This window comes from Streptomyces sp. NPDC091280, from assembly GCF_044768565.1.
Lineage (GTDB): Bacteria > Actinomycetota > Actinomycetes > Streptomycetales > Streptomycetaceae > Streptomyces.
Genome location: NZ_JBIVUZ010000017.1, coordinates 51,691 through 75,114 on the forward strand (window position 1 = coordinate 51,691; position 23,424 = coordinate 75,114).

Here is a 23,424-nt window from a genome sequence, read left to right on the forward strand (position 1 = left end):
GCTCGGCCGGAAAGCACGGCCGACCCGCGCGGGCGTGGCGCAAAACCGTAAACCTCCCGACCTTCGCTCGAATGGGTGATCCGTTTCACGCTCGGCGAGAGGCGGTCAGTCGCACGTGGTGGGCTCGGTAGCATCAAGCACCGGCCCGGACGGGGGATCGTCACCATCCCCTGAGCCGAGTCCGCCATGGGGCACCCGTCCGCCGGTCAAGCAGCCGGAGGTGCCCATGAGTGCGGAGGCCACGAATCCTGCGAGCGCAGGCCCTGTGACCAACACAGCGCCCCGCAGGAAGGCCCGCCCCCGGATCGACCTGCGCCGGCTCGGCCGGGCCGCGCTGCTCGGTCCCACCGCCCGCGACCGGCTGCCCGACGCCATCGGCCATGTCGCCGAGGCGCATCGCGCCCACCACCCCGACGCCGACCTCGAACCGCTGCGCCGCGCCTGGGTGCTGGCCGAGTCCTCGCACCGCGGCCAGATGCGCAAGAGCGGCGAGCCGTACATCACGCACCCGCTCGCCGTGACCCTGATCCTCGCCGAACTCGGCGCCGAGACCACGACGTTGACGGCCTCCCTGCTCCACGACACCGTCGAGGACACGGAAGTGACGCTCGATCAGGTCGGCGAGGAGTTCGGCGCCGAGGTGCGCTATCTCGTGGACGGCGTGACGAAGTTGGAGAAGGTCGACTACGGCGCCGCCGCCGAGCCCGAGACCTTCCGCAAGATGCTCGTCGCCACCGGCAGCGACGTCCGCGTGATGTCGATCAAACTCGCCGACCGGCTGCACAACATGCGCACCCTGGGTGTGATGCGCCCCGAGAAGCAGGCCCGGATCGCCAAGGTCACCCGGGACGTCCTCATCCCGCTCGCCGAACGGCTCGGCGTCCAGGCGCTCAAGACCGAACTGGAGGACCTCGTCTTCGCGATCCTCCACCCCGAGGAGTACGACCACACACGCGAGTTGATCGTCGACAACGCCTCCCGCGCGGACGACCCGCTCGCCGAGGTCACCGACGAGGTGCGCACCGTCCTGCGGGACGCCGACATTCCGGCCGAAGTCCTCATCCGGCCACGGCACTTCGTCTCCGTGCACCGCGTCGCCCGCAAACGCGGCAGGCTGCGCGGCGCCGACTTCGGCCGCCTCCTGGTGCTCGTCAACGAGGACGCCGACTGCTACGGCGTCCTCGGCGAGCTGCACACCTGCCTGAAGCCCGTCGTATCGGAGTTCAAGGACTTCATCGCCGTACCGAAGTTCAACCTCTACCAGTCGCTGCACACCGCCGTCGCCCACACGGACGGCCAGGTCGTCGAAGTCCTCATCCGCACCCACCAGATGCACAAGGTCGCCGAGGCCGGTGTCATCGCGCTCGGCAATCCCTACGCTCCTCCTTCGGAGGAGCAACAGGCCACGAGCGAAGGGGAACGCGCCGACCCCACCCGCCCCGGCTGGCTCTCCCGGCTCCTCGACTGGCAGCAGGGCGCGCCCGACCCGGACACCTTCTGGTCGACGCTCCGTGAGGACCTCGCACAGGACCGCGAGATCACCGTGTTCCGGCCCGACGGCGGCACCCTGGGCCTGCCCGAGGGCGCGACCTGTGTCGACGCCGCGTACGCGCAGTACGGCGAGGACGCCCACGCCTGCATCGGCGCCCGCGTCAACGGCCGGCTGGCGACCCTCAGCACGGTTCTGCGGGACGGCGACACCGTCCAGCCCCTCATGGGCCAGGACCCGGCCTCCGAGCCCTCCAGGGAGTGGCTGGAGCACGCGCACACCCCCGCCGCCCGGATCGCCATCCAACGCTGGCTCACGGCCCACCCGGGCAGCGGGGACGCGCAGGGCACCGAACCGGACGCGCCGGCCCAGGACACGCAGACGACCGTGCGCTCGGTACCCCTCGCCTCCGAGGACGCCCCCGCGGCCAACCCCGCCACCCCGATCGTCGACCGGCCCGGCGCGACCGTACGGCTCGCCGGCTGCTGTACGCCCGTACCGCCCGACGAGGTCACCGGGTTCTCGGTGCGCGGCGGGGTCGTGACCGTCCACCGCGTCGAGTGCAGCGCGGTGGCGCACATGAAGAGCGTGGGGCGCCCGGAGGTCGGTGTGCGCTGGGGCGACACCACCGAGTGCCGGGTCACGCTGGTGGCCGAATCGTTCGGCCGCCCCCATCTGCTGGCCGACCTCACGGAGGCCATGGCCCTGGAGGGCGCCGAGATCGTCTCGGCGACCGTCGAACCTCCGAGCCAGCAGCGCGTCCGCCACACGTACACCCTTCAACTCCCGGACGCCGCGCACCTCCCGGCCCTCATGCGCGCGATGCGCGATGTGCCGGGCGTCTACGACGTGAGCCGGGCGCAGCACCACACGACGGCCCTCTGAGACCGGCTCCGGACCGCGTGCGCGTACGCGCGCTCCGGCGTGCCCGGCGCTCCGCGGGCCCCCGGAAGACCTCGTTCGAGTGGGACGGGCGCGAGTCGCCGACGCGAGGTACGCGCGCGCTGGTAGCGGTGGTGCATGCTGCTCACCCCCCGCACCGCCACCCCTGGGGCCGGTACCAGGGCTCCCCGACGGCTGAAGGCGGCCCTGCTCGCCTCCGCCGTGTCCGTCTGCCTCGTCGCCGCGAGCGCTCCGCCCACGCCCCTGGGCGTCGGCGACCGTCTCTTCCCCGACCTGGGCAACCCGGGCTACGACGTGGCGTCGTACGACCTCTCCTTCACCTATCCCGGCACCAACACCAAGCCGCTCCGGGCCGTCACCACCATCGACGCGTGGACCACGCAGACGCTGGACCGGATCAACCTCGACTTCGCCCACGGGACCGTGGACTCGGTCGAGGTCGACGGCAGGCCGGCCGCCTTCGCCAGTGCCGGGGAGGACCTGGTGGTGACGCCCGAGGAGCCGCTGTCCCGGGGCAGTTGGACGCGGATCACCGTGCGGCACACCAGTGACCCCGTCGCCGCCAAGGGCCAGGACGGCGGCTGGGTGCGCACCAAGGACGGGCTCGCGATGGCCAACCAGGCCGATGCCGCGCACCTGGTGTTCCCGTGCAACGACCACCCCTCCGACAAGGCGATGTTCACCATCCGGGTCACCGCGCCCAACGCCTACACGGCCGTCGCCAACGGCCTGCCGACCGGCGTCGACAAGGTGGGCGCGAACACCACGTGGACCTACCGCACGCAGCACCCCATGGCCACCGAACTCGCCCAGGTGTCCATCGGCCGCTCCGCCGTACTGCACCGCACCGGACCGCACGACCTCCCGATGCGCGACGTCGTGCCCGCCAAGGACGCCAAGCGGCTCGAACCGTGGCTCAAGAAGACCCCCGACCAGATCGCCTGGATGGAGAGCAAGGTCGGCCGGTACCCCTTCGAGACGTACGGCCTGCTCATGGCCGACGCGGCCACCGGGTTCGAACTCGAAACCCAGACGATCTCTCTCTTCGAGAGAGATCTCTTCACCGAGCCCGCCTACCCGAAGTGGTACGTCGAGTCGATCATGGTGCACGAGCTGTCCCACCAGTGGTTCGGCGACAGCGTCAGCCCCCGGACCTGGTCCGACCTGTGGCTCAACGAAGGGCACGCCACCTGGTACGAGGAGCTGTACGCCGAGGAGAAGGCGAACAAGCCCATGGAGACGCGGATGAAGGCCGCCTACGGCGCCTCCGACGGCTGGCGCGCCGCCGGCGGACCCCCCGCGCTCCCCAAGCCGCCCGCGCCCGGCCAGAAGATCGGCATCTTCCGCCCCAACGTCTACGACGGCGCCGCCCTCGTCCTCTACGCCCTGCGCCAGGAGATCGGCCGCCCCGCCTTCGAGCGCCTGGAACGCACCTGGGTGAGCGTCCACCGGGACGGCACGGCCACCACCGCCGACTTCGAGGACCTCGCCTCCGCGATCTCCGGCCGCGACCTCGGCGACTTCTTCAAGGCCTGGCTCTACGGCGCGAAGACCCCGCCGATGCCCGGTCACCCGGACTGGGTGTCGCAGGCACCCGCGAAATAAGGCCGTGACGGCGCGATCCGTGCCGTGCGACCATCGTCGGGTCGGCGGCGCGGATCGCCCGGAATCCCCGGTCACCGGGAATCTCCGGGGGCACCCGCACGTTATGACGTCTGTAGCACTCCCATCGACCTCCGATCGACGTAAGGACCCAATGACCTCCTCTTCTTCCCCTTCCCAGGACACTGAGCGCTTCGCGCACACCTACCCCGAAGGTCTTCGGGCCGATGCCCTGATGGAAGAGGACGTCGCCTGGAGCCACGAGATCGACGGAGACCGGGACGGCGACCAGTTCGACCGCTCCGAGCGCGCGGCCCTGCGCCGCGTGGCGGGCCTCTCCACCGAGCTTGAGGACGTCACCGAGGTCGAGTACCGACAGCTCCGCCTGGAGCGCGTCGTACTCGTCGGCGTCTGGACCACGGGAACGGCCCAGGACGCGGACAACTCGCTCGCCGAGCTGGCCGCCCTCGCGGAGACCGCGGGCGCCCTCGTCCTCGACGGTGTCGTCCAGCGCCGCGACAAGCCGGACGCGGCCACCTACATCGGCTCGGGCAAGGCCAACGAACTGCGGGACATCGTCCTGGAGACCGGCGCCGACACCGTCATCTGCGACGGTGAGCTGAGCCCGGGCCAGCTGATCCACCTCGAAGACGTCGTCAAGGTCAAGGTCATCGACCGTACGGCCCTGATCCTCGACATCTTCGCCCAGCACGCCAAGTCCCGGGAGGGCAAGGCGCAGGTCGCGCTCGCGCAGATGCAGTACATGCTGCCGAGACTTCGAGGCTGGGGTCAGTCCCTGTCCCGTCAGATGGGCGGCGGCTCGGGCGGCGGCCTCGCCACCCGCGGTCCCGGTGAGACCAAGATCGAGACGGACCGGCGCCGTATCCGCGAGAAGATGGCGAAGATGCGCCGGGAGATCGCGGAGATGAAGACCGGCCGCGACATCAAGCGCCAGGAGCGCCGACGCCACAAGGTGCCCTCGGTCGCGATCGCCGGTTACACCAACGCCGGAAAGTCGTCCCTGCTCAACCGCCTCACGGGCGCGGGCGTCCTGGTCGAGAACGCGCTGTTCGCGACCCTCGACCCGACCGTGCGCCGGGCCGAGACACCGGGCGGACGGCTGTACACGCTGGTCGACACCGTCGGCTTCGTCCGGCACCTGCCGCACCACCTGGTCGAGGCCTTCCGCTCCACCATGGAGGAGGTCGGCGACGCCGATCTGATCCTGCACGTGGTCGACGGTTCGCACCCGGCCCCGGAGGAGCAGCTGGCCGCCGTGCGCGAGGTGATCCGGGACGTCGGCGCCACCAAGGTGCCCGAGATCGTCGTGATCAACAAGGCGGACGCGGCGGACCCGCTGACACTCCAGCGGCTGATGCGGAACGAGAAGCGGTCCATCGCCGTCTCGGCCCGCACCGGCCAGGGCATCGAGGAACTGCTCGCCCTCATCGACAGCGAACTGCCGCGCCCCTCGGTCGAGATCGAGGCGCTCGTGCCGTACACCCACGGCAAGCTGGTCGCCCGCGCCCACTCCGAGGGCGAGGTGATCTCCGAGGAGCACACCCCGGAGGGCACCCACCTCAAGGCGCGCGTGCACGAGGAACTGGCGGCGGACCTCGCGCCGTACGTCCCCGCGCCGCTGGCCTGACGGCCGTAGCACAGCACGCACGGAGGCCCGCCCCGGATCACCCGGGGCGGGCCTCCGTCGTGTCTACTGCCCGGCGAACTTCTTGCTGACCGAGTCGTACACGCCCTTGGCCACATCGCCCAGTCGCGGACCCGCCAGCCAGCCCGAAGTCACCGGGCCGATCGAGGTGTTGGACACCAGCGCGGGCTTGCCGTCCGAGCCCGTCTCCACCCAGCCGCCGCCGGACGAACCACCGGTCATGGTGCAACCGATGCGGTACATCGTCGGGTCCGAGGCATTGATCGACAGCCGTCCCGGCCTGTCCGTGCACTGGTACAGCGTCGAACCGTCGTAGGGCTTCGCCTCGGGATAGCCGGTCGCCGTGATGGTGGCGACCTTCGGCACGGCGGGCGCGTCGAAGTTCACCGGCAGCGCCGAACCGACCGTCTCCTCAAGGGACTTGCCCCCGTTGCCCTTCTCGGGCGTCACATGGATCACGGCGTAGTCGTACGACGAACCCTGCCCGCCCGTCTCACCGCCCTGGTCGATCCACTGCTGCGAGGTCTGCGCCCAGTCGGCCCACCAGACCCCGTACGGCGCGACCTGGTCGCGGGTGGCCGTCTCCAACTGGGCCGCCGACATACCGGAGTTGTTGTACGACGGCACGAACGCGAGGTTGCGGTACCAGCCGCCCTTCTTGCCCGCGTGCACGCAATGGCCCGCCGTCCATACCAGGTTGGACTTGCCCGGGTGCGCCGGGTCCTCCACCACCGTCGCCGAGCAGACCATCGTGCCCTCGGGGGAGTCGAAGAACACCTTGCCCGCCGTCGCCGCGTTGGCGTGGTACGTGGGCGACACGGCCTTCGCGTCCACCACTGCGGGCGTCGGGTCGGTCACGCCCTGGTCACCCGAGATGTCGTTGGTGTCGACGCCCTTGTCCGGGTCGTTGGCGTCCCGCATCCGGCCCGAACTCCACAGCCCCTTGATGATCGGGTTGATGTAGTCGTCGGCCTCGCGCAGCCAGTCGTCCTTGTCCCAGTTCTTCCAGGCACCGTTCTTCCACTTGTCGATGTCGATCCCGTGCTCTTTGAGCTTGTTCTTGATGTCGTCCGGGATCTTGATCTTGCCGTCGCCGGTGTCACCGCTGGTCGCCGACGCGGTGGCCGCACCGTCCGCCTTGGTGTCACCGGAGCCGCACGCCGTCGCGGTCAGCGCGAGCGCCGAGGCGAGAGCAACTGCCGCCAGCACGGGGGTGGTTCCGCGACGCGCACTCCTCCCACGCCGGACGGTGAAGGACGGCCGTATCGATCGCATGGTCTTGACTCCCCCTGGAGTGAACGGGTTGGTGCGCCACGGCTGTGATCCCAGCCGGACTCGTGGTGAGTCCACGCCGGACCCACGACCTACAGGAACGGCATCACACACTATGCGCTCGCTGTGGGGGACTTCCGACGGAACGGCAACAGGTTCGCTACGGCAAGGATCTTGAAGCAACCCGTAACCCGTTGGGCGGTAAGGGGGTTGGCCTCTACAGGGGCGGAGGGGGCTGCTGTCGGCGCGTGGCCCGCTGTGCCGGGGCGACGCGCGAACTCACATCCCGAGGAACAGTCTTGAACCCCACATCCACCACTGAGAACCACTCCCACCCGCACGTCCCGGCCGTGGCGTCGGCCGAAACCGTTCCCCAACAGCAGCCGCGCAGCCCGGAAGTGAACCGTCCCCAGGGCACGGCCGCCGACCTCCTGGAGCACCCGGATCCGGGAACCGCCGCCCAGGCAGCGGCCGTTGAGAACCTGCTGCGCTGCTGGACACGCGAAACGAACCTCCGCGCCCCCGACGACGGCACCCTGCGCATCCCGCTCCCCGCCAGCGGCACGGCCCTCCACGTCCAGGTCCGCTACTGGTCCCCGACCGGCTGGCACCGCTTCGGCCTTCCGTACCTGGCCGACGCTCCCCACGGCGCACCACCGGCCGACGCGGTGACGGTCGCGGCACTGCTCGCCCGGGAGACGGCCGTACACCATGTCGACCCCGAACCGGGATCGATGCCCGCGTCCGCGACGACAGCCGACACCGGCACCGACCTGGTGGCCCGCGTGGCCGACTCCGTCCGACGCACCGTCACCTTCGTCACCGACCGCCGCGCGCACCCGGCCGACGGCCCCGATCTCTTCCTCTCCGCCGAACAGGCGCTCCTCCTCGGGCACCCGCTCCACCCGACCCCCAAGAGCCGCGAAGGCCTCTCCGAGGCCGAAGCCCGGCTGTACTCACCGGAGTCGCGCGGCTCCTTCGCACTGCACTGGCTGTCCGTCGCCCCCTCCGTACTCGCCACCGACTCGGCCTGGACCGAACGCGGCCGGCCCGTCTTCGCCGCCCACCTCACGGCCCGACTCGCCGGACCCGGGCTGCCGTTGCCGGAGGGCCACGCGGCACTGCCCCTGCACCCATGGCAGTGGCGCGAACTCCGGCACCGCACCGATGTCGCGGCCCTGCTGGACGCCGGGCTGCTCCAGGACCTCGGCCCCTACGGCACCCCGTGGCACCCGACGTCCTCCGTACGAACCGTCCACCGGTCCGGCGCCCCCGCCATGCTCAAGCTGTCCCTCGGCCTTCGCATCACCAACTCCCGCCGTGAGAACCTCCGCAAGGAACTCCATCGCGGTGTGGAAGTGCACCGCCTGCTGCGCACCGGCCTCTCCCGGCAGTGGCAGGCCGTCCATCCGGGCTTCGACATCGTCCGCGACCCGGCCTGGCTGGCGGTCGACGCGCGGGCGGACGGAGGCGCCCGCGCACCTTTGGCCCTGGCCGGCATCGATGTCGTGATCCGGCACAACCCGTTCCGCCCGTCCGACGACGTCTCCTGTGTCGCCGGGCTCGTCTCACCCCGTCCGTACACCCCGCGGAGCACCACCGCCGACGGCCCACAGGCACCTTCGCGCACCGCCCACTTCCCGTCCGGCGCGCCCCAGTCACGGTCCCGGCTCGCCGAGGTCGTCACCGGGCTCGCCGAGCGCACCGGCCGGCCCCTCGGAGCGGTCGCCGCCGAGTGGTTCCTGCGCTACTTGGAGCAGGTCGTCCGTCCCGTGCTGTGGCTGGACGGCGAGGCGGGCATCGCCCTGGAGGCACACCAGCAGAACACGCTGCTCCTGCTGGACGGCGCGGGCTGGCCCGTTGGGGGCCGCTACCGCGACAACCAGGGCTACTACTTCCGGGCGTCCCGGCGCGCGGAACTCGACGCCCGGCTGCCCGGCATCGGCGAACACAGCGACACCTTCGTCTCCGACGAGGTCACCGACGAACGCTTCGCGTACTACCTCGCGATCAACAACGTGCTCGGTCTCATCGGAGCGTTCGGCTCGCAGGGACTCGCCGACGAGCGGCTGCTCCTGGCCGCCTTCCGCCGCTTCCTCCACGAGGTCGCCTCCGGACCCGCCCGGCTGCGCAGCTCCCTGCCGGCCCGGCTGCTCGACTCACCCGTCCTGCGCTGCAAGGCCAACCTCCTGACCCGCCTGCACGGCCTCGACGAACTCGTCGGCCCCGTCGACACCCAGTCCGTCTACGTCACCATCGCCAACCCCCTTCAACCCTGATCGCCATCACCTCCTCCTCCGTTCCGGCTCCGCACCGCGATCCCTTCCGATGCTTCTCCGACCGCAGCCAACTCCCTTCGGCCCTGAGGAACATGACCCACCCCGCCTCCTGAGAGGAACGTCCGCGTGCGTCCCACCGATGCGAGCGCCGACACCGCGACGGCCCCCGTTTCCATCCCGGGCGCGGCCGAGCGCGACGCACTCCTCGATCGCGTCGGCGACTGGGGACGGACCCGTACGCCCGCAGGTGCCTTCCACCTCGTCCCGGTCCGGTGCGAGCGCGACCTCCCCCTCATCAGCCGGTGGATGAACGAGCCCGCCGTCGCGGAATTCTGGGAACTGGCGGGTCCCCGGACGCGTACCGAGAACCATCTGCGCGCCCAGCTCACCGCCGACGGACACGGCGTCCCGTGTCTCGGTGTGCTGGACGGCACCCCGATGAGCTACTGGGAGATCTACCGGGCGGATCTCGATCCCCTGGCGCGGCACTATCCCGCCCGACCGCACGACACCGGCATCCACCTGCTCATCGGTGACGCCACCGACCGAGGGCGAGGGCTGGGCAGCATGCTCGTCCGGGCCGTCGCCGACCTCGTCCTCGACAGGCGCCCCGCCTGCGCCCGCGTCGTCGCCGAACCGGACCTTCGCAACACCCCCTCCGTAGCCGCTTTCCTGAGCGCCGGTTTCCGGTTCTCCGCCGAGCTCGACCTGCCCGCCAAGCGGGCCGCGCTCATGGTCCGGGACCGTGCCGCACGCGATCTGCTGTAGCGCCCGCACGGCAGGCACGATCACTTTTGGAACGCCGCTCGGCCCGTTCCGGTTCCACCACGGGCCAACCGGTCTCGGACCGATCCGACCAGGTCGCCATACGGTCCGACGCGGTCTACATGCGATCCGGAGCGCTCTCCATGCGATCCGGTCCGGACGAAAACCGGCCCCGCCCGCAAGCCCACCGGTCTGGATCCGCCGCCTCCTCAGCCGTGATCGCCCGGTTGTCAGTCCCGCCCCGTAGGGTTGGTCGCGCTATGACGAAGCCCTCACTCCCCGAACTCCTGCATGCTGCCGTCACTGCCGTCGGCGGTTCGGAGCGCCCCGGCCAGGTGACCATGGCCGAAGCCGTCGCGGAGGCGATCGACGACGGCTCCCATCTGCTGGTCCAGGCCGGCACCGGTACCGGAAAGTCGCTCGGCTACCTGGTGCCCGCGCTCGCGCACGGGGAGCGAGTGGTCGTGGCGACCGCCACCCTCGCGCTCCAACGCCAGCTGGTGGAGCGCGACCTGCCCCGCACGGTCGACGCACTGCACCCCCTGCTGCGCCGCCGCCCCCAGTTCGCGATGCTCAAGGGCAGGTCGAACTACCTGTGCCTGCACCGCCTCCACGAGGGTGTGCCGCAGGACGAGGAGGAGGGCCTCTTCGACCAGTTCGAGGCGGCGGCACCCAGCAGCAAGCTGGGCCAGGACCTGCTGCGGCTGCGCGACTGGACGGACGGGACCGAGACCGGCGACCGCGACGACCTCACCCCCGGAGTCTCCGACCGCGCCTGGGCGCAGGTGTCGGTCTCCTCCCGGGAGTGCCTGGGCGCCCAGAAGTGTGCCTACGGAGCGGAGTGTTTCGCCGAGGCGGCCCGCGAGCGCGCCAAGCTCGCCGACGTCGTCGTCACCAACCACGCCCTGCTCGCCATCGACGCGATCGAGGGCGCCCCCGTCCTCCCGCAGCACGAGGTGCTGATCGTCGACGAGGCCCATGAACTGGTCTCCCGGGTCACCGGAGTGGCCACCGGCGAGCTCACCCCGGGCCAGGTCAACCGCGCGGTGCGTCGCGCCGCGAAGCTGGTCAACGAGAAGGCCGCCGATCAGCTCCAGACCGCCGCCGAGGGCTTCGAGCGGCTCATGGAACTCGCCCTGCCGGGCCGCCTGGAGGAAATCCCGGAGGACCTCGGATACGCGCTCATGGCACTGCGCGACGCCTGCCGCACGGTGATCTCCGGCATCGGCGCCACCCGCGACAAGTCCGTGCAGGACGAGGACGCGGTCCGCAAACAGGCGCTGGCCTCCGTGGAGTCCGTGCACGACGTGGCGGAGCGGATCAGCAACGGCTCCGAGTGGGACGTCGTCTGGTACGAACGCCACGACCGCTTCGGCGCCTCCCTGCGGGTCGCGCCCATGTCGGTGTCGGGCCTGCTGCGCGAGAAGCTCTTCGCGGACCGCTCGGTCACCCTGACCTCCGCGACGCTGAAGCTCGGCGGCGACTTCAACGGCGTAGGAGCGTCCTTGGGCCTCGCCCCCGAGGGGACGGCGGGCGACGACCTGCCGCAGTGGAAGGGCGTCGACGTGGGCTCGCCCTTCGACTACCCGAAGCAGGGCATCCTGTACGTCGCCAAGCATCTGTCGCGCCCCGCGCGGGACGGTGATCGCGCCGACATGCTGGACGAGTTGACCGAGTTGATCCAGGCCGCGGGCGGTCGCACCCTGGGCCTCTTCTCCTCGATGCGGGGTGCCCAACTCGCCGCCGAGGAACTGCGTTCGCGCATCCCCGAGTACCCGATCCTGCTCCAGGGCGAGGAGACGCTCGGCGAGCTGATCAAGAACTTCGCGGCCGATCCGAAGACCTGTCTCTTCGGCACGCTGTCGCTCTGGCAGGGCGTCGATGTCCCCGGCCCCAGTTGCCAGTTGGTCGTCATGGACAAGATCCCGTTCCCGCGTCCGGACGACCCGTTGATGAGCGCCCGCCAGAAGGCGGTCGAGGACGCGGGAGGCAACGGCTTCATGGCGGTGGCCGCGACCCACGCGGCCCTGCTCATGGCCCAGGGCGCCGGCCGTCTGGTCCGGGCGTCGGGAGACCGGGGCGTGGTCGCCGTACTCGACCAGCGGCTGGCCACAGCCCGCTACGGCAGCTATCTGAAGGCGTCACTGCCCGACTTCTGGTACACGACCGACCGCAACCAGGCCCGGAGATCGCTGGCCGCGATCGACGCGAAGGCCAAGCAGGAGGAGACCGAAACGGAGTGATCCGGGGCGGTGTCGGTCCGCAGCGCCGGGCCGGCACCGGATCGGCCGCCGCTCGCTCGACGATCGGCCGCCACAGGGATTCGCGCTGTCGTGACCGGCATCCGCGCGGTGGCCACCGTCATCCGCGTGGCCGTCAGCGTCATCCGCGCGGTCGTCACCGTGGCCGGGCAGCACAGGACCCCGGAACCGGCGCAGGGGTCCCGGGGTCCGGTCAAGGGGGCCGGGCCGCTGTGGCCCGCCCACCGCGGCCGTCATACGCGCCGCAGCACCGCCACCACCTTGCCGAGGATCGTCGCGTCGTCGCCGGGGATCGGCTCGTAAGCGGAGTTGTGCGGGAGGAGCCAGACATGGCCGTCCTCGCGCTTGAAGCGCTTGACGGTGGCCTCGCCCTCCAGCATGGCGGCCACGATGTCGCCGTTCTCCGCGACCGGCTGGCGGCGCACGGTGACCCAGTCGCCGTCGCAGATCGCGGCCTCGATCATCGAGTCGCCGACCACCTTGAGGACGAACAGCTCACCGTCGCCGACCAGTTGGCGGGGGAGGGGGAAGACGTCCTCGACGGACTCCTCGGCGAGGATCGGGCCACCGGCGGCGATCCGGCCCACCAGGGGGACGTACGAGGCGGCGGGCTTGCCGGCGGTGTCCGTGGGCTGCACCGACGAGGACTGGTCGGAGCCGCGGACCTCGTACGCGCGCGGGCGGTGCGGGTCGCGGCGCAGGAAGCCCTTGCGCTCCAGTGCCATCAACTGGTGCGCGACCGAGGAGGTGCTGGACAGGCCGACGGCCTGCCCGATCTCGCGCATCGACGGCGGGTAGCCCCGTCGCTGCACCGAGTCCCTGATGACCTCGATCACCCGACGCTGCCGGTCCGTGAGCCCCGAGCTGTCCGCCCGGATGCCGGGAGGTCGGCCCGGCAGGGAGCGCTTGTGTCCCTCGGGATTCGCGGCTTCGTTCATGGCATGCACCGGTTCGAGTCGGCCCTGGGAGCGATCCTGGGCAGTGATGGTGGCGCTGTCTGCGGTGGTGGTCACGTCGGCCCCTCTCGATGTTCTCCCTGCTGGACAACGGTAGTTGCTTTCGAAAGGTTGCGCCAAACACACGTTCGAGTGAAAAAACGCGGATAGCCCGCCGCGATCATGTGTCTGGGTGTATGGCCGATCCGTCACCTGGCGGACAAAGGGGCCCATTGTCGGGTCCTTCGGCATCCAGGCGGCGACCTCGTGGGTTGTCGCCCCAGTCTGCCACCCGGTGTCCCGGCGACCGGGGGCCGGTCGCGTTCTGCGCGGGAGCCCCACGTCTTCTCCGTGCCGCGCTCACGGTATCCCCGTAAGTGCCCTGGCGATACGGGTGTGCGCCGCGTGTTCGGGGTGACGGTATGGCCGTATGGCACATGCCAATACGGGTGCGACACGCGCGTGCGGCGTGTTTGTGTGAGCCAATCACCACATCTAGTGGTTGGATTGCGGCAGCAGCCCAGAAGTTGTGGTCCCCCGGGTCTTCATCGTCTCGGCCATCGCCTATGCTGGGGGCTGCTTCGAGAGGCCCAAGGGGTCTCACGAGGCTATTGAGTCTGCTGTGAGGGAGGGTTGGAGATCATGCACTGCCCCTTCTGCAGGCACCCCGACAGCCGTGTCGTCGACAGTCGTACGACGGACGACGGCACGTCGATCCGCCGACGCCGCCAGTGCCCTGACTGCTCCCGTCGTTTCACGACCGTGGAGACGTGCTCGCTCATGGTGGTCAAGCGGTCCGGAGTCACCGAGCCTTTCAGCCGTACCAAGGTCATCAACGGTGTGCGCAAGGCATGCCAGGGACGGCCTGTCACCGAGGACGCACTCGCCCAGCTCGGCCAGCGGGTCGAGGAGGCGGTGCGGGCCACCGGAAGCGCCGAACTGACCACCCATGACGTCGGGCTGGCCATACTCGGCCCGTTGCAGGAACTCGACCTCGTCGCCTATCTGCGATTCGCCTCCGTCTACCGGGCGTTCGACTCGCTGGACGACTTCGAGGCCGCGATCGTGGAACTGAGGGAAGCGACGCCAGGCACCGCCGCGGACGACGAAGACGCGGGATCGGGGAGCCAGGAAGACGACGGCGGGCCCGGAGGGACTGTTCAGGTCCCGGTGCCCGCCCACTCCGCCGACTGACCGGCGGGCCGGAACCGGGCGGAGACCCCGGATCCGGTCGGACGGCGGCGGACCAGGACTTGTCGCGGAGCCATGAGCATGTGGGCTGCCGTGACATCGGACAAACACTCTGCCACGGGAACATCGTGGCATTTCAGGGCGTTTTTGCCTGTACAGGGAGGCGGCATGACAGAGACGGCGAGCGGTCCGGCACGAGGTTCCCGCGCGAAGGGCACCAAGGTCACCAAGGGACTGCGCATCGAGCGTGTTCACACCACCCCCGGCGTGCATCCGTACGACGAGGTGGAGTGGGAGCGTCGTGACGTCGTCATGACCAACTGGCGCGACGGCTCGGTCAATTTCGAGCAGCGTGGCGTCGAGTTCCCCGCCGAATGGGCGGTGAACGCGGTCAACATCGTCACCAGCAAGTACTTCCGCGGCGCTGTGGGCACCCCGCAGCGAGAGGTGAGCCTCAAGCAGCTCATCGACCGCATCGTGAAGACGTATCGGAAGGCCGGTGAGGACTACAAGTACTTCGCCTCGCCCGCCGACGCCGAGATCTTCGAGCACGAGCTGGCGTACGCCCTCCTGCACCAGATCTTCAGCTTCAACAGCCCTGTGTGGTTCAACGTCGGGACCCCGCAGCCCCAGCAGGTCTCCGCCTGCTTCATCCTGGCCGTCGACGACTCCATGGAGTCGATCCTCGACTGGTACAAGGAAGAGGGCATGATCTTCAAGGGCGGCTCCGGCGCCGGCCTGAACCTCTCCCGGATCCGCTCCTCCAAGGAACTGCTCTCCTCCGGTGGCAACGCCTCCGGACCGGTCTCCTTCATGCGCGGTGCCGACGCCTCCGCGGGCACCATCAAGTCCGGCGGCGCCACCCGCCGCGCGGCCAAGATGGTCATCCTGGACGTCGACCACCCCGACATCGAGGACTTCATCCAGACCAAGGTCAAGGAAGAGGAGAAGATCCGCGCCCTGCGTGACGCGGGCTTCGACATGGACCTGGGCGGCGACGACATCACGTCGGTGCAGTACCAGAACGCCAACAACTCGGTCCGCGTGAACGACACGTTCATGAAGGCCGTGGAGAACGGCGGCAAGTTCGGCCTCACGTCCCGCATGACCGGAGAGGTCATCGAGGAGGTCGACGCCAAGCAGCTGTTCCGCAAGATGGCCGAGGCAGCCTGGGCCTGCGCCGACCCGGGCATCCAGTACGACGACACCATCAACCAGTGGCACACGTGCCCGGAGTCCGGCCGTATCAACGGCTCGAACCCGTGCAGCGAGTACATGCACCTGGACAACACGTCCTGCAACCTCGCCTCGCTGAACCTGATGAAGTTCCTCAAGGACGACGGCAAGGGCCACCAGTCCTTCGACGTCGAGCGCTTCGCCAAGGTCGTCGAGCTCGTCATCACCGCGATGGACATCTCCATCTGCTTCGCGGACTTCCCGACGCAGAAGATCGGCGAGAACACGCGCGCGTTCCGCCAACTCGGCATCGGCTACGCCAACCTCGGCGCCCTGCTGATGGCGACCGGCCACGCGTACGACTCCGACGGCGGCCGTGCCCTCGCGGGTGCCATCACCTCCCTGATGACCGGCACGTCGTACAAGCGTTCCGCCGAACTCGCCGCGGTCGTCGGCCCGTACGACGGCTACGCGCGCAACGAGCAGCCGCACCTGCGCGTCATGAAGCAGCACTCCGACGCCAACGGCAAGGCCGTCCGCGTGGACGACCTGGACACGCCGATCTGGGCCGCCGCCACGGAGGCCTGGCAGGACACCCTGCGCCTCGGCGAGAAGAACGGCTTCCGCAACTCGCAGGCGTCCGTCATCGCCCCGACCGGCACCATCGGTCTCGCGATGTCCTGCGACACCACCGGACTTGAGCCCGACCTCGCCCTGGTCAAGTTCAAGAAGCTGGTCGGCGGCGGCTCGATGCAGATCGTCAACGGCACGGTCCCGCAGGCCCTGCGCCGCCTGGGCTACCAGGAGGAGCAGATCGAGGCGATCGTCGCCCACATCGCCGACAACGGCAATGTGATCGACGCCCCGAGCCTGAAGACCGAGCACTACGAGGTGTTCGACTGCGCCATGGGCGAGCGTTCCATCTCCGCGATGGGCCACGTCCGCATGATGGCCGCGATCCAGCCCTGGATCTCCGGCGCGCTCTCCAAGACGGTCAACCTGCCGGAGACGGCGACCGTCGAGGACGTCGAAGAGGTCTACTTCGAGGCGTGGAAGATGGGCGTCAAGGCGCTCGCGATCTACCGCGACAACTGCAAGGTCGGCCAGCCCCTCTCCGCCAAGACCAAGGAGAAGGAGAAGTCCGCGACCGACGCCGTCACCGCCAAGGCCGAGGACACCATCCGGACCGCGGTCGAGAAGGTCGTCGAGTACCGCCCGGTGCGCAAGCGCCTCCCCAAGGGCCGTCCCGGCATCACGACCTCCTTCACGGTCGGCGGCGCCGAGGGCTACATGACCGCCAACTCCTACCCGGACGACGGTCTCGGCGAGGTCTTCCTGAAGATGTCGAAGCAGGGCTCGACGCTCGCGGGCATGATGGACGCCTTCTCGATCGCCGTCTCCGTAGGCCTGCAGTACGGCGTCCCCCTGGAGACGTACGTCTCGAAGTTCACCAACATGCGCTTCGAGCCGGCCGGTATGACGGACGACCCGGACGTACGGATGGCGCAGTCGATCGTCGACTACATCTTCCGCCGCCTGGCGCTCGACTTCCTCCCCTTCGAGACGCGCTCCGCGCTCGGCATCCACTCCGCCGACGAGCGCCAGCGTCACCTGGAGACCGGTTCGTACGAGCCGACCGAGGACGAGGTCGACGTGGAGGGCCTGGCCCAGTCGGCGCCGCGTGCCCAGGAGTTGAAGGCGGTGGCCGCCCCCAAGGCGGTGGTCGAGGCCGCCAAGCCCACCCCGCAGCAGGCGCACACCAGCGCCGAACTGGTGGAAATGCAGCTCGGCATCCAGGCCGACGCCCCGCTGTGCTTCTCCTGCGGTACGAAGATGCAGCGGGCCGGTTCCTGCTACATCTGCGAGGGGTGCGGGTCCACCAGCGGGTGCAGCTGATCCAGCGCAGCCGCTTGAAGTGAACTAGCTGGTCAGGGCGGTGCGGTCGGTGTTCCGGTCGCGCCGCCCTCGGCGTTTCCCGCCCCGGGGAGAATCCGGTTTCCCAGCGGAACGATCAGCGGTTAATCTCCCTCAGCGCGCATAGGCCGCGCACAGGGGAGGGTGGGGGACATGGTCGACGAATCCGTCGAGCCCGAAAGACGCAGGAGTGCGGGAGCCCAGGCAGTCGCGGCGGTGGTCGTCGTCGGCGGTGTCGTGGGCGGTATGTGGGGACTTGGGGGAGTCCTGCCGAAGACGGCGACCCGGGACGGCACACCGGCGGCCTGCTCGGCGAGTACGGACAGCACCTTGCCGGCGAAGTACGTCTCGCCGACAGCGCTCTGCACCGCGCTGAACCGCGCGGACCTGCCGGTGCTCCTGGGGACTCCGGACGAACACGCGGAGACCGCGTCGGGCAGCGCGGGATGGATGACACTGGCCGGCGGCACCAAGATCGCCAGCCCGGAGGCGGACGTCGACCTGAAGACCTACTCCGTGCGGCTGTCGGCGTCCTACGACGACGTTCCCGTCGCCCAGGCGGCCCGTTACGTGGACTCGACCTCGCAGCTGAAGAAGGTCCTGGGACACCCGGCCGTCCTCTACTCGGACCGGACGATCGCCATCAACTTCAGCCTGGGCGGCGGCAAGGCCAGCACGGGCCCCGGAGGCATCGCCCGCACCCTGCTGGTCTCCACGAGCGCCAAGGACGGCGGCGACTCCTTCGAGATATCCATCTGGCGCCAGGACGACGTACCGCCCGACGACGAGGCGCTGTTCCGCATCGCCGAGGAGGTGCTGCCGACGGTCCCGGGCTGGACCGCCGGCTGACGAGCCGCCCCGGAGGGCAGGGCTCAGGACTGCTGTGCCCTGCCCATCGTCCTGGTGAAGGTCGCCGGGTCGTCCTCGAAGCCCCGGACGCCGGGATGGAAGTCCCAGCTCCCGGACTCGTCCCGGGTGAACTCCCCGACCGTCGCCGCCGTCGCCCCGAGGACGTCACCGAAGTCCTCCTCGGTGAGGACGCCGTACCCCTCGCGGATACGCAGCTTGGGGTTGAGGACGTCCACGAACGTGCGGTGCGCCACCCTCTGTTGGATGACGACACCGACCACCACGCGCGCGTACCGGTCGGCGAGCCGGTCGAGCTCCAGCGTCATGACCTCGTCCCAGCCGAAGCCCTTGCCGTCCTTGCTGTCCCGGTTGAGATAGATGGTGCCGTCAGGGGACCGGCTGTCGAAGTGCACCGCGTACGCGGGAGTGCCGTAGAGATCACTCGCCACATACGTGGTGGCAACGATGTCCAGATCGACAGGCGGTTGCCCGGTGGGACTCGGATCCCACTGGAGCCCCACTTCCGCCTTGCGGATCCCCTTGTTGAGGCCGTTCACCACAGTTCCCCTTCCCCGTGCGCCTCGATCGCGCGCCCCAACTGCCGGGCGACCAGCGTTCGTTGTCCATCGTGCCACGCGCGCGGGGGCGTATGCGCGGACGATCTCCGCCGGAGCGTGACCGGCGCCACGCTCCCTGGCCTTACGATGGCGCGGTGCTGGTCAAGTGGATTCGCTGCACCGTGGTGGACCGCCGCGGCTTCGAGCGCGGGCAGCGAAAGTGGGCGGGGCTTCTGGGGGAGCCGGGATTTCGGGGACAGGGGGGAGGCTGGAGCAGAGCGCGGCCAGGAGTGGCACACATTTTCGCGTTCTGGGAAAGCCGTGCCTTCTACGACTCCTTCATGGCCCGATCCCACGACCGGCTGGCGTCGGCTCAGGTGGGCACCTTCAAGGACGCGCAGGTCAAGCTGTTCGATCACCGTTTCGACGTGAAGACCGGCTTCGAGCCGCGCTTCACCGACGCCGACCTGGTGCGGGTGGCCCTGTGCCGGGTCCACGAGGAGCGCGCCGAGCACTTCACGCTGATGCAGGAGAAGGTGTGGAACCCCGCGATGGCCGGCTCCCCGGGCATGCTCCGCGGGCTGTTCGGCGAGGCCCCGGGACACGAGTTCATGGTGCTCTCGATGTGGCACTCGGCCGCCGAACACGGCAAGTACCGCACCGAGCGAGTGGAAAGGCTCGCCCTGAGGGCCCAGATCGAGGCGGACGTCGCGTCCCTCACGGGGGACATCGTGCAACTGGAACCCAGCTGGACGGTGTGAATCCCGGACCGGCGACGCTGTCGTCACCGACCTCCCGGAGTGTGAATCGTGCGCCCCTATGTGGCCCATCGGGCAGAATTCGTGTGACCTACGCCGTATGGAGCCCGTACGAGTGCTCGATATGCCATGACTGGATCTAGGGTTTTGGCATGGCACGACCACGGCGCATCGTCCTTGTCCGGCACGGCGAGTCAACGGGCAATGTTGATGACACCGTGTACGAGCGTGAACCCGACCATGCCCTGGCACTGACCGACCAGGGATGGCGGCAGGCCGAGGAGACCGGCAAGCGGCTGCGGGAGGTGTTCGGCCGCGAGCGCGTCAGCGTGTACGTCTCCCCGTACCGCCGCACCCACGAGACCTTCCGCGCCTTCCACCTCGACCCCGACCTCGTACGGGTACGCGAGGAGCCCCGGCTCCGCGAGCAGGACTGGGGGAACTGGCAGGACCGGGACGACGTACGCCTCCAGAAGGCCTACCGGGACGCCTACGGGCACTTCTTCTACCGCTTCGCCCAGGGCGAGTCCGGCGCCGACGTCTACGACCGGGTCGGCGGCTTCCTGGAGAGCCTGTACCGCAGCTTCGAGGCCCCCGACCATCCGCCCAACGTGCTCCTGGTGACGCACGGCCTGGCGATGCGGCTCTTCTGCATGCGCTGGTTCCACTGGACGGTCGCGGAGTTCGAGTCGCTGTCCAACCCGGGGAACGCCGAGATGCGCATGCTCGTTCTGGGGGACGACGGCCGGTACGAGCTGGACCGGCCGTTCGACAGCTGGCGGGACCCGGAGCCGTACGGGATCAGTGGGTAGGGTGATGGACCGATGACTCCCGATTCACCTTCCGACCCATCCGACTCTCTCAACCCTTCCGGTTCCTCTGACTCTCCCGACGGGCGCCTGGGCCGCGCCCTGGCCAGCCTGCGCGGACTCGCCGTGGGGGACGCGCTGGGCTCCCAGTTCTTCGTGCCCGTGAACTATCCGCTCCTCAAGCGCCGTGAGCTGCCCCCGGCGCCGTGGCAGTGGACGGACGACACGGAAATGGCCTGCTCCGTGGTCGCGGTCCTCGCCGCCCACCACCGCGTCGACCAGGACGCCCTGGCCCACTCCTTCGCGGAGCACCACGATTTCGACCGCGGCTACGGCCCCGCCGTCAACCGCTTGCTCCGCCTCGTCCGTGAGGGAGGCGACTGGCGAGAACTGTCCGCCGCGCTCTTCAGCGGACAGGGCTCATGGGGCAACGGCGCGGCGATGCGGATCGCGCCCCTGGGTGCCTGGTACGCCGACGACCCCGAGCAGGCGACCCACCAGGCCGAGATCTCGGCCTACCCGACGCACCAGCACCGTGAGGGCGTCGTCGGTGCCATGGCCGTCGCGGCGGCAGCCGCGCTGGCCGCCGCCCCCGGCGGCCCGCCCGGCGCCGAGGCACTCCTCGACGGCGTCATCGCCCTCGTCCCCAAGAGCGCGGTCGCCACGGGGCTGCGCCGCGCCCGAGACATGCTCGACTACGCCGACGCAGGCACCGTCGCCGCGGTACTGGGCTGCGGACGTCGTACGACGGCGCACGACACGGTCCCCTTCGCGCTCTGGTCCGCCGCTCGGGGCCTCGGCGACTACGCGGACGCGTTCTGGACCACCGCGCAGGTCGGTGGGGACGTCGACACGACCTGCGCCATCGTGGGCGGCGTGATCGCGGGCGGAAAGGCCGGGACGCCTCCCGCCGAGTGGGTGCAGCGGACGGAGGCGCTGCCGGGCTGGGCGTTTTCGGCCGCCTGACGCCTCCGGCTGCCTTCCGGTGACGCCATCCCCCGCGTCAGAAACTCTCTGTGTCCGCCGGGAACTCTGCGTGACCGCCCGGCCGTTGTCCTGGCAGCTGCTGTGCGAGACATGAGTTCACACGGGACTCGGTCCACACGGGACTCACAGTCCACACAGGGCGGGCGGGACACGGAGAAGACGGGACGGGATGGTCGTGGGGGTGGTGATGAGGATTTCGCTGGGCCTGCGCCTGCGCCTGGGGCCAGGCACAGGCCCGGGGCCGGTGCCGGTCGGTCGGGCCCTGGTCGGGCCCGACCGGTCAGCCGATCCCCGGACCCGCCGTACCCGCGAGGGCGGCGAGGTCGCTCTTGCGGACCCGGATCACCAACCAGGCGGTGACCAGGGCGAGTACGGCCATCGCGGCGGCCGGGACGAAGGCCGTCGAGATGCCGTGCGCGAGCACGTCGTGCCCCCATGGCGCGGGCAACTGGTGTGTCTTGCCGAACTCGGCCTTCTGCTCTGCCGATCCATCGGTCAGGAACTTCGGCAGCTGCTTCTTCGCCTCGTCCCTGCTGGCCGAGCCGAACACCGTGGTCAGGATGGACAGGCCGAGCGAACCGCCCACCTGCTGCGTGGCGTTGAGCAGCGCCGACGCGGCGCCCGCCTCGTTCGGGGCGACACCGGACACGGCGGTGATCGTCAGCGTCACGAAGTTCAGGCCCATGCCGAAGCCGAACACCAGCATCGGGCCGAGCACTCCGCCGGCGTACGAACTGTCCGAGCTGATCAGGGTCTGCCAGGCCAGGCCGATCGCGGCGAGGCCCGAACCGACGAGCATGAACGGCCGTGGTCCGAACCGCGGCAGGAACTGCTGGGACAGTCCCGCGCCGGCCGCGATCACGACCGTCACCGGCAGGAAGGCGAGACCCGCCTGGATCGGGCTGTACCCCAGCACGTTCTGCACGAAGAGCACGATGTAGAAGAACATGCCGAACATCGCGGCGGCCAGGCTCAGCATGATCACGTACGTGCCCGAGCGGTTGCGGTCGGCGAACATCCTGAGCGGGGTGATCGGTTCCTTGGCCTTGGACTCGATGATCACGAAGGCCAGCAGCAGGACGGCCGCCGCGCCGAAGGACCCGATGGTCAGGCTGTCGCGCCAGCCCTTGTCCGCGGCCCGGATGAAGCCGTAGACGAGGGAGGCCATGCCCGCCGTGGAGGTCAGGGCGCCCGCGATGTCGAACCGGGCGGTGTGCCGTTCGGACTCGCTGATGTACAGCGGTGTGAGCACGGCGATCAGCAGCCCGATCGGCACGTTGACGAAGAGCACCCAGCGCCAGTTGAGCCACTCCGTGAGCATGCCGCCCGCGAGCAGCCCGATCGCGCCACCGCCCGCCGAGACCGCGGCGAAGACTCCGAACGCCCTGTTGCGTTCCGGGCCTTCGGGGAACGTGGTGGTGATGAGGGCCAGCGAGGTGGGGGACGCGATCGCGCCACCCACGCCTTGCAGGACGCGCGCGGCGAGCAACTGCCATGGTTCCTGGGCGAGTCCACCGAGCAGCGAGGCGAAGGTGAAGAGCAGGATGCCGGTGATGAACACCCGGCGTCGGCCGAGGATGTCACCGGCCCGGCCGCCGAGAAGCAGCAGGCCGCCGAAGGTGAGCGTGTAGGCGCTGACGACCCAGGTGAGGTCGGTGGTGCTGAAGCTGAGTGCGGCTTGAATGTGCGGGAGGGCGATGTTCACAATCGTCGCGTCGAGTACCACCATGAGTTGGCAGGCAGCGATGACCGCGAGCGCGATGCCGGGATGTCCCTCCCGGCGGGCCGCTCCTGGTTGTGGCTTCTGGGTCAACTGAGAGGTTGTCACTATGGGTCCCCCACAAGTGTGTTAGTGAACGCTCGCGTTCACTGTCGCGTCAACGGTAGTGAGTCCCCAACAGTGAACGCAAGCGTTCACTTAACTCGCCCTCGCGTGGCGCGTCCCCCGTCGCCGCCGCGCGATGTGTCCCCGATCCCCGGAACTCCCCATTCCACCGCTCGCTGGAGAGAC

16 protein-coding genes are annotated in these 23,424 nt (G+C 69.8%); 12 read left to right on the plus strand and 4 right to left on the minus strand.

All coding sequences use genetic code 11. The features are described 5' to 3' along the window. Positions 1–226 precede the first annotated feature (226 nt). The 3 genes from ACIQPR_RS40805 to hflX all read left to right on the plus strand — a co-directional run bounded on the left by ACIQPR_RS40805 (position 227) and on the right by hflX (position 5,642). Positions 227–2,374, plus strand: a complete 2,148-nt coding sequence (locus tag ACIQPR_RS40805; RefSeq protein WP_403659797.1) for a RelA/SpoT family protein — start codon at positions 227–229, stop codon at positions 2,372–2,374. Between the two features lie 135 nt (positions 2,375–2,509). After that, on the plus strand, positions 2,510–3,997 hold the full coding sequence (locus ACIQPR_RS40810) for a M1 family metallopeptidase (RefSeq protein ID WP_403659800.1): 1,488 nt from the start codon (positions 2,510–2,512) through the stop codon (positions 3,995–3,997). Between the two features lie 151 nt (positions 3,998–4,148). Then, positions 4,149–5,642: a GTPase HflX gene (hflX, locus tag ACIQPR_RS40815; RefSeq protein ID WP_403659803.1), complete on the plus strand. Its 1,494-nt coding sequence runs from the start codon at positions 4,149–4,151 to the stop codon at positions 5,640–5,642. Between the two features lie 63 nt (positions 5,643–5,705). Here the strand turns inward: hflX and ACIQPR_RS40820 are convergent, their stop codons facing one another. Beyond that, positions 5,706–6,935: a trypsin-like serine peptidase gene (locus tag ACIQPR_RS40820; RefSeq protein ID WP_403659809.1), complete on the minus strand. Its 1,230-nt coding sequence runs from the start codon at positions 6,933–6,935 to the stop codon at positions 5,706–5,708. A 296-nt stretch (positions 6,936–7,231) separates the two neighbouring features. Here ACIQPR_RS40820 and ACIQPR_RS40825 point away from each other — a divergent pair, with 296 nt between their 5' ends. The 3 genes from ACIQPR_RS40825 to ACIQPR_RS40835 all read left to right on the plus strand — a co-directional run bounded on the left by ACIQPR_RS40825 (position 7,232) and on the right by ACIQPR_RS40835 (position 12,219). Beyond that, positions 7,232–9,211: an IucA/IucC family protein gene (locus ACIQPR_RS40825; protein ID WP_403659812.1), complete on the plus strand. Its 1,980-nt coding sequence runs from the start codon at positions 7,232–7,234 to the stop codon at positions 9,209–9,211. A 126-nt stretch (positions 9,212–9,337) separates the two neighbouring features. Then, on the plus strand, positions 9,338–9,979 hold the full coding sequence (locus ACIQPR_RS40830) for a GNAT family N-acetyltransferase (RefSeq protein WP_403659815.1): 642 nt from the start codon (positions 9,338–9,340) through the stop codon (positions 9,977–9,979). A 257-nt stretch (positions 9,980–10,236) separates the two neighbouring features. Next, on the plus strand, positions 10,237–12,219 hold the full coding sequence (locus tag ACIQPR_RS40835) for an ATP-dependent DNA helicase (RefSeq protein ID WP_403659818.1): 1,983 nt from the start codon (positions 10,237–10,239) through the stop codon (positions 12,217–12,219). Between the two features lie 251 nt (positions 12,220–12,470). Here ACIQPR_RS40835 and lexA read toward each other — a convergent pair whose 3' ends face one another. Continuing rightward, complete coding sequence (lexA, locus tag ACIQPR_RS40840; RefSeq protein WP_026151025.1) at positions 12,471–13,250, minus strand: transcriptional repressor LexA; 780 nt, start codon at positions 13,248–13,250, stop codon at positions 12,471–12,473. A 564-nt stretch (positions 13,251–13,814) separates the two neighbouring features. On the opposite strand from lexA, the gene nrdR reads away from it, so the two are divergent. From nrdR to ACIQPR_RS40855, 3 genes are all read left to right on the plus strand, one after another. After that, positions 13,815–14,366, plus strand: coding sequence for a transcriptional regulator NrdR (gene nrdR / locus ACIQPR_RS40845; RefSeq protein WP_403659821.1), 552 nt, complete (start codon positions 13,815–13,817; stop codon positions 14,364–14,366). Positions 14,367–14,531: 165 nt separating this feature from the next. Further along, positions 14,532–17,435: a vitamin B12-dependent ribonucleotide reductase gene (locus ACIQPR_RS40850; protein ID WP_403659824.1), complete on the plus strand. Its 2,904-nt coding sequence runs from the start codon at positions 14,532–14,534 to the stop codon at positions 17,433–17,435. Positions 17,436–17,606: 171 nt separating this feature from the next. Continuing rightward, a complete protein-coding gene (locus ACIQPR_RS40855) occupies positions 17,607–18,302 on the plus strand; it encodes a DUF6215 domain-containing protein (protein WP_403659827.1) in 696 nt (231 codons plus the stop codon). 23 nt (positions 18,303–18,325) lie between these two features. On the opposite strand, the gene ACIQPR_RS40860 is transcribed toward ACIQPR_RS40855, so the two are convergent. Beyond that, a complete protein-coding gene (locus ACIQPR_RS40860) occupies positions 18,326–18,859 on the minus strand; it encodes a TerD family protein (protein ID WP_403659830.1) in 534 nt (177 codons plus the stop codon). A gap of 155 nt (positions 18,860–19,014) precedes the next feature. Between ACIQPR_RS40860 and ACIQPR_RS40865 the strand changes: the two genes are divergently transcribed. The 3 genes from ACIQPR_RS40865 to ACIQPR_RS40875 all read left to right on the plus strand — a co-directional run bounded on the left by ACIQPR_RS40865 (position 19,015) and on the right by ACIQPR_RS40875 (position 21,392). Next, entirely contained in the window at positions 19,015–19,620 is a 606-nt protein-coding gene (locus tag ACIQPR_RS40865) for a YdbC family protein (protein ID WP_398997313.1), read from the plus strand. Positions 19,621–19,769: 149 nt separating this feature from the next. Beyond that, positions 19,770–20,429: a histidine phosphatase family protein gene (locus ACIQPR_RS40870; protein ID WP_403659833.1), complete on the plus strand. Its 660-nt coding sequence runs from the start codon at positions 19,770–19,772 to the stop codon at positions 20,427–20,429. 12 nt (positions 20,430–20,441) lie between these two features. Further along, positions 20,442–21,392 (plus strand): ADP-ribosylglycohydrolase family protein, encoded by a 951-nt coding sequence (locus ACIQPR_RS40875; protein WP_403659836.1) that lies wholly within the window; start codon positions 20,442–20,444, stop codon positions 21,390–21,392. 301 nt (positions 21,393–21,693) lie between these two features. On the opposite strand, the gene ACIQPR_RS40880 is transcribed toward ACIQPR_RS40875, so the two are convergent. Beyond that, positions 21,694–23,241 carry an MFS transporter gene (locus ACIQPR_RS40880; protein WP_403659839.1) on the minus strand — a complete coding sequence of 516 codons (1,548 nt, stop codon included), beginning with the start codon at positions 23,239–23,241 and terminating at the stop codon, positions 21,694–21,696. Between the last annotated feature and the right edge of the window lie 183 nt (positions 23,242–23,424).